12 protein-coding genes are annotated in these 12,627 nt (G+C 64.1%); 2 read left to right on the forward strand and 10 right to left on the reverse strand.

The features are described 5' to 3' along the window. Positions 1–4: 4 nt before the first annotated feature. The 7 genes from ACLB6G_RS17860 to ACLB6G_RS17890 all read right to left on the reverse strand — a co-directional run bounded on the left by ACLB6G_RS17860 (position 5) and on the right by ACLB6G_RS17890 (position 7,516). Positions 5–868, reverse strand: a complete 864-nt coding sequence (locus ACLB6G_RS17860; protein ID WP_410357569.1) for an ABC transporter permease — start codon at positions 866–868, stop codon at positions 5–7. A 5-nt stretch (positions 869–873) separates the two neighbouring features. Beyond that, positions 874–1,752, reverse strand: coding sequence for an ABC transporter permease (locus ACLB6G_RS17865; RefSeq protein WP_410357625.1), 879 nt, complete (start codon positions 1,750–1,752; stop codon positions 874–876). A 63-nt stretch (positions 1,753–1,815) separates the two neighbouring features. Beyond that, positions 1,816–2,613: an ABC transporter ATP-binding protein gene (locus ACLB6G_RS17870; protein WP_410357570.1), complete on the reverse strand. Its 798-nt coding sequence runs from the start codon at positions 2,611–2,613 to the stop codon at positions 1,816–1,818. Between the two features lies 1 nt (position 2,614). Continuing rightward, entirely contained in the window at positions 2,615–4,066 is a 1,452-nt protein-coding gene (hydA, locus tag ACLB6G_RS17875; RefSeq protein ID WP_410357571.1) for a dihydropyrimidinase, read from the reverse strand. A 35-nt stretch (positions 4,067–4,101) separates the two neighbouring features. Next, the gene (locus ACLB6G_RS17880) at positions 4,102–4,860 is read right to left on the reverse strand and encodes a class II aldolase/adducin family protein (protein ID WP_410357572.1); all 759 of its coding nucleotides are present in this window, start codon (positions 4,858–4,860) and stop codon (positions 4,102–4,104) included. 7 nt (positions 4,861–4,867) lie between these two features. Beyond that, positions 4,868–6,118: a Zn-dependent hydrolase gene (locus ACLB6G_RS17885; RefSeq protein ID WP_410357573.1), complete on the reverse strand. Its 1,251-nt coding sequence runs from the start codon at positions 6,116–6,118 to the stop codon at positions 4,868–4,870. A gap of 69 nt (positions 6,119–6,187) precedes the next feature. Then, a complete protein-coding gene (locus ACLB6G_RS17890; RefSeq protein ID WP_410357574.1) occupies positions 6,188–7,516 on the reverse strand; it encodes an omega-aminotransferase AptA in 1,329 nt (442 codons plus the stop codon). Between the two features lie 193 nt (positions 7,517–7,709). On the opposite strand from ACLB6G_RS17890, the gene ACLB6G_RS17895 reads away from it, so the two are divergent. Beyond that, positions 7,710–8,339, forward strand: a complete 630-nt coding sequence (locus ACLB6G_RS17895; RefSeq protein WP_410357575.1) for a TetR family transcriptional regulator C-terminal domain-containing protein — start codon at positions 7,710–7,712, stop codon at positions 8,337–8,339. 105 nt (positions 8,340–8,444) lie between these two features. After that, on the forward strand, positions 8,445–8,756 hold the full coding sequence (locus ACLB6G_RS17900) for an EthD family reductase (protein WP_410357576.1): 312 nt from the start codon (positions 8,445–8,447) through the stop codon (positions 8,754–8,756). A 16-nt stretch (positions 8,757–8,772) separates the two neighbouring features. Here ACLB6G_RS17900 and ACLB6G_RS17905 read toward each other — a convergent pair whose 3' ends face one another. The 3 genes from ACLB6G_RS17905 to ACLB6G_RS17915 form a co-directional block, all read right to left on the reverse strand. Then, positions 8,773–9,681 (reverse strand): DMT family transporter, encoded by a 909-nt coding sequence (locus ACLB6G_RS17905; RefSeq protein WP_410357577.1) that lies wholly within the window; start codon positions 9,679–9,681, stop codon positions 8,773–8,775. A gap of 90 nt (positions 9,682–9,771) precedes the next feature. After that, positions 9,772–11,085, reverse strand: coding sequence for an NAD-dependent dihydropyrimidine dehydrogenase subunit PreA (preA, locus tag ACLB6G_RS17910; RefSeq protein ID WP_410357578.1), 1,314 nt, complete (start codon positions 11,083–11,085; stop codon positions 9,772–9,774). A 17-nt stretch (positions 11,086–11,102) separates the two neighbouring features. Beyond that, entirely contained in the window at positions 11,103–12,425 is a 1,323-nt protein-coding gene (locus ACLB6G_RS17915; RefSeq protein ID WP_410357579.1) for an NAD(P)-dependent oxidoreductase, read from the reverse strand. Positions 12,426–12,627 lie beyond the last annotated feature (202 nt).

Consider the following 12,627-nt stretch of genomic DNA (forward strand, 5'->3'; position numbering starts at 1 on the left):
GTTGTTACGCCCGTCCACCACGGACGGACGGATGCCAGAACGTGACGGCGCGTTCGATAAGCGCCACCGCGCCATAAAAGGCAGAGCCCGCCAAGGCGGCGACGGCGATCTCTGCCCATACCATGTCGACGTTCATGCGACCGATCTCCGCGGAGATTCGGAAGCCCATGCCGACAATCGGCGTGCCGAAGAACTCGGCCACGATGGCGCCGATCAGCGCAAGCGTGGAGTTGATCTTCAGCGCATTGAAGATGAAGGGACCCGCGGCAGGCAGCCGCAGCTTGACCAGCGTCTGCCAGTAACCTGCCGCATAGGTGCGCATCAGGTCCTTTTCCATTGAAGATGCTGCGGAAAGCCCCTGCACCGTGTTCACCAGCATCGGGAAGAAGGTCATGACGACCACGACCGCCGCCTTGGACTGCCAGTCGAAACCGAACCACATGACCATGATCGGCGCGATGCCGATGACCGGAAGCGCGGACACGAAATTGCCGATCGGCAAAAGCCCGCGCTTCAGGAAGGGTGAACGGTCGATCAGGATCGCCACGGCGAAGCCCGCGCCGCAGCCCATGATGTAGCCGGGAATGACCGACTTGATGACCGTCTGGCGGAAATCGGCCCACAGGATCGGCACGGAGCCGGTGATCCGATCCCAGATGGCAGATGGTGTCGGCAGGAGCACGGACGGCACGTTGAAACCGCGCACGATGCCCTCCCAGATCACCAGCAGGGTGATGCCGAACAGCAGCGGCACGAAAAGGCCGATTCCGCGCCGCGCCAGTGTGCCATCCGGCTGCAGCCGGACGAGCCATTCGTTGAGTGCCCAGGCGCCAAGCCAGAAGACGAGGGCGAAGATGATCCAGGCCATGTCCATCACGCCTGCCCCATCCGCTTGAGTACCATCGCGTGCGCCAGACCGACCAGCGCCACCAGGCAGGCCGCCAGGCCCGCCGCCATGAACAGCGCCGACCAGATCTGGATCGTCTGCCCGTAATACGACCCGGCCAGCAACCGAGCGCCGAGCCCGGCCACCGCGCCCGTCGGCAGTTCACCGACGATCGCGCCGACAAGGCTGATCGCCACGGCAACCTTCATCGAGGTGAAGAGATAGGGCATCGAGGATGGCCAGCGCAGCTTCCAGAAGGTTTGCGATCGTGACGCATTCCATGTGCGCATCAGGTCGAGTTGCATGGCGTCCGGCGAACGCAGCCCCTTCACCATGCCCACAACCACCGGGAAGAAGGACAGGTAGGTGGAAATCAGCGCCTTGGGCAGAAGCCCCGACAGACCGATATTGTAGAGCACGACGATGATCATCGGCGCGATCGCCAGGATGGGAATTGTCTGCGAGGCGATGATCCACGGCATCAGCGATTTGTCGGCTGCCGTGTTGTGGACGATGAACACCGCCAGAGCGATGCCGAGCACCGTGCCGATGACGAAACCGGCCAGCGTCGCCGACAGTGTCACCCAGGCATGATAGACGAGGCTGCGCTTGGAAGTGATGCTCTTCTGGACGGTCGTTTCCCAGAGTTCCACCACAACCTGGTGCGGCGCGGGCAGCACTGGGCGTTCCTGCGCCATGGTCTGGGTGACGAGTTGCGAAACGGACAGTGTCTGCCCGGCCCGCTCCGCCCTGTCATATTCCTGCGGCGCATTCATGAACACGGCGGCGACATACCAGATCGCGACGATGATGAGCACGACAACGGTGACCGGCAGGGTGTTGCCCTGCCATGCGCGGGCCATCATCGATGACCCGTTCGGGGCATGCGTGACGGCGCTCATGGGCGCCTCCCGGAAAGCAGGATCGCATCAGTCATAGCTGTGCCCCGCCCTCAGGCCCTCGCGCACGCGATGGGCGATCTCCAGGAACTCCGGCGTCTCGCGGATATCCAGCGGCCGTTCCTTCGGCAGCGTGGAATCGATGACATCGGTCACCCGGCCCGGCCGCGGGCTCATCACCACGATCTTGGTGGAAAGATAGACCGCCTCCGGAATGGAGTGCGTAACGAAGCAGATCGTCTTGTCCGTCCGGTCCCACAACTTGAGGAGTTGCTCGTTGAGGTGATCGCGCACGATCTCGTCCAGCGCGCCGAACGGTTCGTCCATAAGCAGCAGGTCCGCATCGAAGGCAAGCGCCCTTGCGATGGAGGCGCGCTGCTGCATGCCGCCGGAGAGTTGCCATGGATATTTCTTGCCGAACCCGGCCAGGTCCACCAGGTCGAGCACGCGGGCAATGCGCTCGCGTTGTTCGGCGCGGGGAATGCCCATGATTTCGAGCGGCAGCGCGATGTTTTTCTCGATGGTCCGCCACGGATAGAGCGACGCGGCCTGGAAGACATAGCCGTAGGCGCGTGCGCGCCGGGCCTCTTCCGGCGTCATGCCGTTGACCGATATGGTGCCCCCCGTCGGCTGTTCGAGATCGGCAATGACACGCAGGAACGTGGTCTTGCCGCAGCCCGAAGGCCCGATGAAGGAGACGAATTCGCCCTTGCCGATGTCCAGGTTGACATCCGACAGGGCGTGAACCGGCCCGTCATTGGTCTGGAACGTCAGCGAAAGGTCCTGGGCGGAGATGACTCCGCCCGTCTTGATGATTGCGTGTTGCAAGTTACACCCCGCTCGCCGGAATGCCGCTGCGCTCCACCTTGCGTGGCGCAACCAGTTCCTTCCAGGTCGAAAGGGCCTTGTTCACCGCCATGTGCGGCTCCCGGCCAACGAATTCGCCGTGCCCGGGCTTCGCATGCACCTCGCCGTTGTCGACCGCGATCTCGCCGCGCGTCAGCACGTATTTGGGCAGGCCCTTCACCTTGATGCCCTCGAAGACATTGTAGTCGATGGCCGATTGCTGCTTGTCGGCGGAAATCGTCTTTTCGGCTTCGGGGTCCCAGACCACGATATCCGCATCCGCGCCTTCCACGATGGCGCCCTTGCGGGGATACATGTTGAGGATCTTGGCGATGTTGGTCGACGTGACCGCCACGAACTCGTTCATGGTCAGCCGCCCGGTGTTCACGCCATGGGTCCACAGGACCGGCATGCGGTCCTCGAGTCCGCCAGTGCCGTTCGGGATCTTGGTGAAATCGCCCACGCCGTAGCGCTTCTGTTCGGTCGTGAAGGCGCAATGGTCCGTGGCCACCACCTGCAGCGAGCCGGCCGCCAGGCCCGCCCACAGCGAATCCTGGTGCTGCTTGTTGCGGAAGGGCGGGCTCATGACACGCCGCGCGGCATGGTCCCAGTCCTTGTCGAAATACTCGTTCTCGTCCAGCACCAGATGCTGGATCAGCGGCTCGCCGAAGACGCGCATGCCCTTCTGGCGTGCCCGGCGGATGGCCTCGTGGGCCTGTTCGCAGGAGGTATGCACGACATAGAGCGGCACGCCGGCCATGTCGGCGATCATGATGGCGCGGTTCGTCGCTTCACCCTCCACTTCCGGCGGGCGTGAATAGGCATGCGCCTCCGGACCGTCATTGCCTTCCGCCATCAGCTTCTGCTGCAGGGATGCGACGACATCGCCGTTCTCGGCATGGACGAGCGGCAGCGCGCCCAGTTCGGCGCAACGCTGGAACGACGCGTACATCTCGTCGTCATTGACCATCAGGGCGCCCTTGTAGGCCATGAAGTGCTTGAACGAGGTGATGCCGCGCTCCACGACTTCCGGCATCTCGTTGAAGACCTGCTCGCCCCACCAGGTGATCGCCATGTGGTAGGAATAGTCGCAGCACGCCCGCGTCGACTTGTTCGACCAGCGGTCAATGGCCGCCAGCAGGGATTCGCCCGGGTTCGGCAGGCAGAAATCCACCACCATCGTGGTTCCGCCGGAAACCGCCGCACGGGTTCCGCTTTCGAAATCGTCCGATGAATAAGTGCCCATGAAGGGCATTTCCAGATGCGTGTGCGGATCGATGCCGCCGGGCATCACATAGCAGCCGGTGGCGTCGATCTCGTGATCGCCGTGCAGGTCGTGCCCGATCGCGACGATCTTGTCGTGCTTGACCAGCACGTCCGCCTTCCAGGTGCGGTCGGCTGTGACAATTGTTCCGTTCTTGATGACCTTGCTCATGGTCCGTTCCCCTTATTGGTTTTGATTGGTACGGCTCAACTGGCGTAAGAGGGGTCCTCCGCGTCCAGAATCCGTTTCATCTCCTCGAAATGGGCGAATTCAGCCTGTTTGTAGACCTCCCATTCGGCCGCCGTGGCTTCCGCCAGATCGTCATCCATGATGGCGAGCGGCCGGCCCGTCTGGTAGGCCAGCACGAGTTGGCGCGCCGCCCTTTCCAGATGGTACATGGCATCGAAGGCTTCCGCGACCGTGGGGGCGACGGTCGTCACGCCATGATTGCCCATCAGCACCTGCCGGTGATTGCCGATGGCCGCGGCGATCCGCTCGCCCTCCGCCTCCTGCGTGGCGATCCCGCCGAAGTCGAGATCGTAGGCGATGCGCCGGAAGAAGCGCGCCGTCACCTGGTCGACCGGATGGATGACCGGATCTTTCAGGCAGGCCAGCGTCGTGGCGTAGGGCGGGTGCAGATGCAGTGCCACCCGCGCCTGCGGCAGGCGCCGGTGAATGGCCGAATGAATCGACCATGCCGACGGATCCGGCGCATCCGGGCGGTTCATCGTTTCCGGGTCGTCGGCATCCACCAGCAGCAGGTCGGATGCCTTGAGCTGCGAGAAATGCCGCCAGCGCGGATTGACCAGAAACCGTTTCCCGTCGGCCGACACGGCCGCCGAGAAGTGGTTCGCGACACCCTCGTGCCAGTCGTTGCGCGCCGCCAGCCGGAGCGCGGCCGCGAGATCGATGCGCAGTTGCGCCTCGTCGGTCGCGGCAGCCGCAGTGTCCCGGATCGCCGTCAATGGTCTCTCACTCCACGATTTGGGCGGTTTCGACCACGGCATGGAACAGGACGTCGGCTCCCGCGCGCGCCCATTCCTTCGAGATTTCCTCCGCCTCGTTGTGCGACAGCCCGTCGACGCAGGGACACATCACCATCGCGGTCGGCGCCACGCGGTTGATCCAGCAGGCGTCATGGCCCGCGCCGGAAATGATGTTGCGGTGCGAGTAGCCCAGCCGCTCGGCGGCGTCGCGGATCGCCTTGACGCAACCGGCATCGAACTCCACCGGATCGAACCCGCCGACCTTCTCGAACTCCACCTGCAGCCCCATCTCGTCGCAGATCTCCTTCGCCCCGATCTTCAGGCGCTGTTCCATGTCCTGGATGACGGCGAGATCCGGCGAGCGGAAGTCCACCGTGAACACGGCCTTGCCGGGAATGACGTTGCGGCTGTTGGGATGAACCTCGATATGCCCCGCCGCGCCCACGGCATGCGGCGCGTGCGAAAGCGCGATCTCGTCGACAAGCTGGAGAATGCGGGCCATGCCGAGACCGGCATTGCGGCGCATCGGCATGGGTGTGGAGCCGGTATGCGCCTCCTTGCCCGTCACCGTCACCTGCGTCCAGGAAAGCCCCTGCCCGTGCGTGACGACGCCGATGTCCTTGCCTTCGGCTTCCAGGATCGGCCCCTGCTCGATATGCAGTTCGAAGAAGGCGTGCATCTTGCGCGCCCCGACCTTTTCCTCGCCCTTCCAGCCGATGCGCACGAGTTCGTCGCCGAAGCGCTTGCCCTCCGCATCCCTCCGGTCATAGGCCCAGTCCTGGCCGTGAATGCCGGCGAAGACACCGGAGGCGAGCATGGCCGGCGCAAAGCGCGTGCCTTCCTCGTTCGTCCAGTTGGTGACGACGATGGGATGCTTCGTGCGGATGCCGAGATCGTTCAGCGTGCGGATCACCTCCAGGCCGCCCAGAACGCCCAGCACGCCGTCATACTTGCCGCCGGTCGGCTGCGTGTCGAGATGCGAACCCACATAGACCGGCAAGGCGCCGGCGTCCTCGCCCGGACGCATGGCGAACATGTTGCCCATCTCGTCCACGCCCATGGTGCAGCCGGCGGCCTCGCACCAGGCCTGGAAGAGCCTGCGGCCCTCGCCATCGGCATCGGTCAGTGTCTGGCGGTTGTTGCCGCCAGCCACGCCCGGACCGATTTTCGCCATCTCCATGAGCGAATCCCACAGCCTGTCGGCGTTGATTCGCATGTTTTCACCCGGTGCTGCCATTCCTGTTCCCCTTCTGTCTTCTTGTCTGGAGCGGCATGCGGCGGGTCTGCCCCGGTTGGATCGAAAGTCTCAATCCACCTCGTTCAGCACCTCGCGCACATGGTCGATGAGTTCGTCGATCTGGCCCTTCGTGATGATCAGCGGCGGCGACAGGGCGATGATGTCGCCGGTCGTGCGGATCAGGGCGCCCTTCTCGTAGGCCTTGACGAAGGCCGAGAAGGCCCGGCGGGTCGGTTCGCCGGCAATGGGCTCCAGTTCGATGGCCCCGACGAGGCCGATATTGCGGATGTCGATGACGTGCGGCTCGTCCTTCAGCGAATGCAGCGCATCCTCCCAGTGCTGCGCCAGTTCCGCGCCGCGCTCGAGCAGGCCTTCTTCCTTGTATGTGTCCAGCGTGGCGATGGCCGCCGCCGAGGCAATCGGGTTGCCCGAATAGGTATAGCCGTGGAAGAACTCGATCAGGTGTTCAGGCCCGGTCATGAAGGTGTCGTGGATTTCCTTGGTCACGAACACCGCGCCCATCGGGATCACGCCGTTGGTCAGACCCTTGGCGGTCACCATGATGTCCGGCTTCACGCCGAAGTAATCGGCTCCGAACGGCGTGCCGAGACGCCCGTAGCCCGTGATGACCTCGTCGAAGATCAGCAGGATGCCGTGCCTGGTGCAGATGTCGCGCAGACGCTGGAGATAGCCCTTCGGCGGAATGAGCACACCTGTGGAGCCGGCCACCGGTTCCACGATCACCGCGGCGATGGTCGAGGCGTCGTGCAGCGTCACGATCCGCTCCAGTTCGTCCGCCAGGTCGCCGCCGTGCTCCGGCTCGCCGCGGGTGAACGCGTTCTTGCCCGGCTGGTGCGTGTGGGGCATGTGGTCCACACCGGTCAGCAGCGTGCCGAACATCTTGCGGTTGGCCACGATGCCGCCCACCGAGATGCCGCCGAAATTGACCCCGTGATAGCCCCGCTCGCGTCCGATCAGGCGGAAGCGCGAACCGTTGCCCTTGGCCCGGTGATAGGCGATGGCGACCTTCAGCGCGGTGTCGACCGATTCCGATCCGGAATTCGTGAACAGCACATGCGCCATGTTGTCCGGCGCGATGTCGATGAGCCGGTTGGCCAGTTCGAACGCCTTGGGATGGCCCATCTGGAAGGCCGGCGCATAGTCAAGCTCGCCCGCCTGCTCGCGAATCGCTTCCGTGATCTTCGGCCGGCAATGGCCCGCATTGACGCACCACAGGCCCGCCGTGCCATCGAGAATCTTGCGCCCGTCGGACGCCGTGTAGTGCATGTCTTGGGCGCCCACCAGCATTCGTGGCGCCTTCTTGAACTGGCGATTGGCCGTGAAAGGCATCCAGAACGCGCTCAGATCGTTCGGCGCCACTGCAAGACGGTTGGACATGCGGTTTTCTCCCCGGTTGTTGAGCCGGTGCTGTTTGACCACGGCTTAAGCTGTGATACATTTTTTTGACCGGTTGGACAAATCGTAGCATTGCCAATGCGAGGGTCAAGGGAAATTGCATGAGAGGGACAACCGTGACCACATTTAAGCCGGTGCCCCCCGGCCGGATGCGCAAGAACCGGAAATCCTCGCCATGTCGATGACGGAAAACCGGCCCCAGACACGAATCCAGCGCGAAAAACGCGAGGTCATACTCGAAGCGGCTCTCGATATCTTTTCATCGCACGGATTTCGCGGCGCGACAATCGACCAGATCGCCGACGCCGCCGGCATGTCGAAACCCAACCTCCTTTATTACTTCAAGACCAAGGAAGCGATCTTCGAGACGCTGATCCACGGCCTGCTCGACATGTGGCTCGATCCGCTGAAAGCCATGAACGAGGAAGGCGACGCGATCGTCGAACTGCGCTCCTACATCCGCCGCAAGATCGAGATGGCGCGCGATTTCCCGCGGGAGAGCCGCCTTTTCGCCAACGAGATCCTGCAGGGCGCGCCGCGCATCATGGAAATGCTGGAAGGTGAACTGAAGCCGCTGGTCGACGAGAAGGCCAAGGTCCTGAAAAGCTGGATGCGCGCGGGCAAGCTCAAGCAGGCCGACCCATACCACCTTATCTTCGCCATCTGGGCGACCACACAGCATTACGCCGATTTCGATATCCAGGTGCGAACCGTTCTCGGCCCTGACCGCGGCGGCGACGGACGCTTCGAGGATGCGGCACGTTTTCTCGAACAGCTCTTCCTTGCCGGCCTGCAGCCCGGTTAGCAGGGGAGCCGCCCCGGCTTTTCTTCGTCCGTGCACTGGTCATGAAGGAGCAAAGGGTTCAGGCTGCCGGCGTAGCACGCTTCAAGAGAAGCAAGGGAGAACGCCATGGCAAAGCTCGTCGTCATCTACCGGGAACCGAAGGATCCGGCCGCCTTTGACGCCTATTACGCCGCGACGCATGTTCCGCTGGCGCAGAAGATACCGGGCGTGAAACGCTTCGATGTCTCCACCGGCCCCGTGACCGGTCCGAACGGCAAAACCGATGTGCACCTGGTCGCAACGCTCTATTTCGGGTCGCTGGCCGACCTCAAGGCAGGCCTTGCCTCGCCGGAGGGACAGGCCGCGGCGGCCGATCTGGCCAATTTCGCCGATGGCGGTGTCGAGTTGCTGATGTACGAATCCCGCGCGATCGGCTGAACGGGCGAGCCTTCGTCTAGGTGTCAGGCGAAAGGGCGAGGACCACGAGGCCGAGCACGGTGAACAGCGCACCGGCCATGACCACGGGCGCGGCCCAGCCATGGCCGACCAGGCCTTCCAGCACGATGATGAAGGCCGGCGTCAGGTACCCATAGGCAAAGACCTTGGCCGCCGGCAGCCTCAGCGAGGCGAACTGCAGCAGGAAAAGCGTGAAGGCCGTCGTCACTATGGCGAGATAGGCGACCGCCAGCCACACGATCGCCGGCAGCCCGGTCCAGTCCGTCTCCGCGATGCCGGACCAGCCATAGAGCGAGACAATGACGGCGGTGGCCGCCACCGACCACAAGGTGGAGACCGCGACCGGTTCGCCACGGGAAAACAGCCGGACAAGCGGCGCATAGGCCGCATGGCAGATCACGCCGAACAGGTAGACCAGTTCGCCGCGTCCGATCTCGAACCGCATGAGGGCGGCCGGATCGCCGCGAAAGATCACCCAGACGGCGCCCGACGCGGCGACGAGCAGGCTGACAAGAACGACCGGGCGCGGCACCTGGCGCAGCAGGAGGAAACCGAAGATCGCCGAGAAGAACGGGTTCAGCGTGAAGACAGCGCCTATGGACACCGGGCTGGCAATGCCAAGCGCGTAGAACATCGTGACGAAATAGACGCTCATCAGGCCGCCTAGCACAAAGAAGCGCCAGGGTTGTGCCGGCCAGCGCAATCCGCCGCGCACCGTGGCCGCGACGACCAGCGCCATCACGCCCGCGCCGAGGACGAAACGGATGGCGGTGATCGGCGCCGCACCGATATGCGGCGCCGTCAGCGCTCCGAATGTGAACGAACCCGCGATCAGCGCCGCGAACAGCATCATCGCCATGTGGCCGAGCCACTTCTGCCGCCCCACGGCATGTGACTGTCGGCTCATGGTTCTCTCCTCCTTGCGTGCCGGGACTGGCTGCGGACCGGATCGCGATCCGGAGCCCGCCCGGCACGCTCGGGGGAGTTTCTGTCAGGCCTACTCCGCCGCCTGGCGCGCCGCCGGATTGTTGGGATGCGTGGTCCAGTTCGCATAATCGCCTTCGACCACCTTGCCCGTGCGCTTGTCCATCTCTCCGGCCTTCAACGGCACCATGGTGATGCAGTTATCCACCGGACAGACATCGACGCACAGGTTGCAGCCCACGCATTCCTCCTCGATCACCTCGAAATGACGCTCGCCATTGACCAGATGCGTGATCGCCTGGTGCGAGGTATCTTCGCAGGCGATATGGCAGCGGCCGCACTTGATGCAGGCATCCTGGTCGATGCGCGCCTTCGTGGTGTAGTTGAGGTTGAGATACTGCCAGTCGGTGACATTGCCGACGGCCCGCCCGATGACGCTGTCGAGATCGGCATGGCCCTTTTCGTCCATCCAGTTCTCCAGCCCGGCGATCATTTCCTGCACGACCTTGAAGCCGTAGGTCATCGCCGCCGTGCAGACCTGCACCGTGCCGCAGCCGAGCGCCAGGAATTCCGCCGCATCGCGCCAGGTGGTGACGCCGCCGATGCCCGAGATCGGCATGCCGGCGGTTGCGGGATTGCGCGCGATCTCGGCCACCATGTTCAGCGCGATCGGCTTGACCGCCGGCCCGCAATAGCCGCCATGGGTACCCTTGCCGTCGATGGTCGGCTCTGGCGCGAAGCTGTCGAGATCGACCGAGGTGATCGAATTGATCGTGTTGATGAGGCTGACCGCATCCGCCCCGCCCCGCTTGGCAGCCTCGGCCGGATAGATGATGTTGGTGATGTTCGGCGTCAGCTTGACGATCACCGGCATGCGCGTGTTCTGCTTGCACCAGCGGGTGACCATCTCGATATACTCGGGCACCTGACCGACAGCCGAACCCATGCCGCGCTCGGCCATGCCGTGCGGGCAGCCGAAGTTCAGCTCGATGCCGTCGGCACCGGTTTCCTCCACAAGTGGCAGGATCGCCTTCCAGGCGTTTTCCTCGCAGGGGACCATCAGCGACACGATCATCGCCCGGTCCGGATAGTCGCGCTTGACCGCCTTGATCTCGCGCAGGTTGACCTCCAGCGGCCTGTCCGTGATCAGTTCGATGTTGTTGAGACCGAGCAGGCGCCGGTCCGCGCCCCAGATCGCGCCGTAGCGCGGCCCGTTGACATTCACGACCGGCGGCCCGGCCTCGCCGAGCGTCTTCCAGACGACGCCACCCCAGCCGGCCTCGTAGGCGCGGCGGACATTGTACTCCTTGTCGGTGGGCGGCGCGGAGGCCAGCCAGAACGGATTGGGCGACTTGATGCCGAGGAAGTTGGAAGCAAGATTGGCCATGGGTTCTCTCCTCCCGGTCAGGCTGTCAGCGCGTTGTGAATGGATTCGGCTGCGTCGCGCCCCTGCGCAACGGCCGTGACGGTGAGATCGTCGCCGCTGTTGGTGCAGTCGCCCCCGGCCCAGACCGATGGCAGCGACGTGCGCCCTTCGGCATCGACGGCAATGCGCCCGCCCTCCAGCGTGATGGACGGCGAAGAACCGTTGAGGCTCGAAGGCGCGAAGGCCTGCCCGATCGCCTTGAACACCTGGTCGCAGGCGATGGTTACCGTTTCGCCGGCCCGATTGAACTCGACCGCCGTCACCTTGCCGCCCTCGGCGACGATGCGCTTCGGCTGCATGTCGAAGCGCAGCACGACGCCCTTGGTCTGCGCCAGTTCCTGCTCGAAGGGTGACGCCTTCATCCGCGACTGGGGCCCGCGATAGGCCACCGTCACCTCGTCGGCACCCAGCGCCTTCGCCTGCACCGCGGCGTCGATGGCCGTCATGCCGCCGCCGATCACCACGACGCGCCGGCCCACCGGAACGCGCCCCAGGTCTTCGGCCTGCCGCAGCCCGGCAATCCAGTCGACCGCATCGTCGGAGCCTTCGGCATCGGCATCGCCGCTGCCCAGCGCATTGACGCCGGCAAGGCCCATGCCGAGGAAGACGGCATCGTAGCGCCCGAGGAGATCGGCAAGATGGACGTCGCGGCCAAGCATCTGGCCATGGTGGATCGCGATCCCGCCAATGGCCGTGACATAGTCCACCTCTGCCTGGGCGAAGCGGTCGGTCGCCTTGTAGGCGGCGATGCCATATTCGTTCAGGCCGCCGGACTTCTCACGCGCCTCGATGATGTCGACCGCATGGCCCTTCATCGCCAGGCGATGGGCGCAGGCCAGGCCTGCCGGACCGGCACCGATCACGGCGACCGTCTTGCCCGTCGAAGGCGCACGGCGGTAGAACTGCTTGCCCTCGCGCATCGCCGTGTCCGTCGCGTAGCGCTGGAGTTCGCCGATGCGCACCGGCTTGCCCTCGGCCACCTCGCGCACACACACCTCTTCGCACAGCGTTTCCGTGGGGCAGACGCGCGCGCACATGCCTCCAAGGATGTTCTGGTCGAAGATCGTCTTGGCCGCCCCCAGCGGGTTCCCGGTCTGGATCTGGCGGATGAACATCGGAATGTCGATCGCGGTCGGGCAGGCATTCATGCACGGCGCATCGTGGCAGAAGTAGCAGCGGTCCGATTCCACCCGCGCTTCATGCCCGTCCAGTGGCGGGTGCAGGTCGGAAAAGTTGCGGGCATAGTCCTCGGGCGTCAGCCGTCCAGCGGCAATGCCCTCCTTGACGGAGTTTTCAGCCATTTTCAGTTCCCCATTTTCACTTCTTTTGCAGGAAGGCTAGCACAGAAAATTTTTTTATCAATCGGTCAAAACACGATTGATGCACTTTCGTCGAAATGAATCGCGCGCCGCCTCCGGCACTGAAGAACTTCGTTTATTGCTAATAAATCAATGTCTTGAAGCAAGGTCCGGAATCGCCGCCTGACCAGGTTGAATCGCCGGA

Origin of the sequence: Zhengella sedimenti (assembly GCF_046506625.1) — a bacterium.
GTDB classification, from domain to species: domain Bacteria; phylum Pseudomonadota; class Alphaproteobacteria; order Rhizobiales; family Rhizobiaceae; genus Zhengella; species Zhengella sedimenti.

What these genes read in the sequence shown, in the direction of transcription:
- ACLB6G_RS17860 (WP_410357569.1), bottom strand. Translation starts at nt 868, where the DNA reads ATGGCCTGGATCATCTTCGCCCTCGTCTTCTGGCTTGGCGCCTGGGCA.
- ACLB6G_RS17865 (WP_410357625.1), bottom strand. Translation starts at nt 1,752, where the DNA reads ATGATGGCCCGCGCATGGCAGGGCAACACCCTGCCGGTCACCGTTGTC.
- hydA (WP_410357571.1), bottom strand. Translation starts at nt 4,066, where the DNA reads ATGAGCAAGGTCATCAAGAACGGAACAATTGTCACAGCCGACCGCACC.
- ACLB6G_RS17885 (WP_410357573.1), bottom strand. Translation starts at nt 6,118, where the DNA reads ATGGCAGCACCGGGTGAAAACATGCGAATCAACGCCGACAGGCTGTGG.
- ACLB6G_RS17890 (WP_410357574.1), bottom strand. Translation starts at nt 7,516, where the DNA reads ATGTCCAACCGTCTTGCAGTGGCGCCGAACGATCTGAGCGCGTTCTGG.
- ACLB6G_RS17895 (WP_410357575.1), top strand. Translation starts at nt 7,710, where the DNA reads ATGTCGATGACGGAAAACCGGCCCCAGACACGAATCCAGCGCGAAAAA.
- ACLB6G_RS17900 (WP_410357576.1), top strand. Translation starts at nt 8,445, where the DNA reads ATGGCAAAGCTCGTCGTCATCTACCGGGAACCGAAGGATCCGGCCGCC.
- ACLB6G_RS17905 (WP_410357577.1), bottom strand. Translation starts at nt 9,681, where the DNA reads ATGAGCCGACAGTCACATGCCGTGGGGCGGCAGAAGTGGCTCGGCCAC.
- preA (WP_410357578.1), bottom strand. Translation starts at nt 11,085, where the DNA reads ATGGCCAATCTTGCTTCCAACTTCCTCGGCATCAAGTCGCCCAATCCG.
- ACLB6G_RS17915 (WP_410357579.1), bottom strand. Translation starts at nt 12,425, where the DNA reads ATGGCTGAAAACTCCGTCAAGGAGGGCATTGCCGCTGGACGGCTGACG.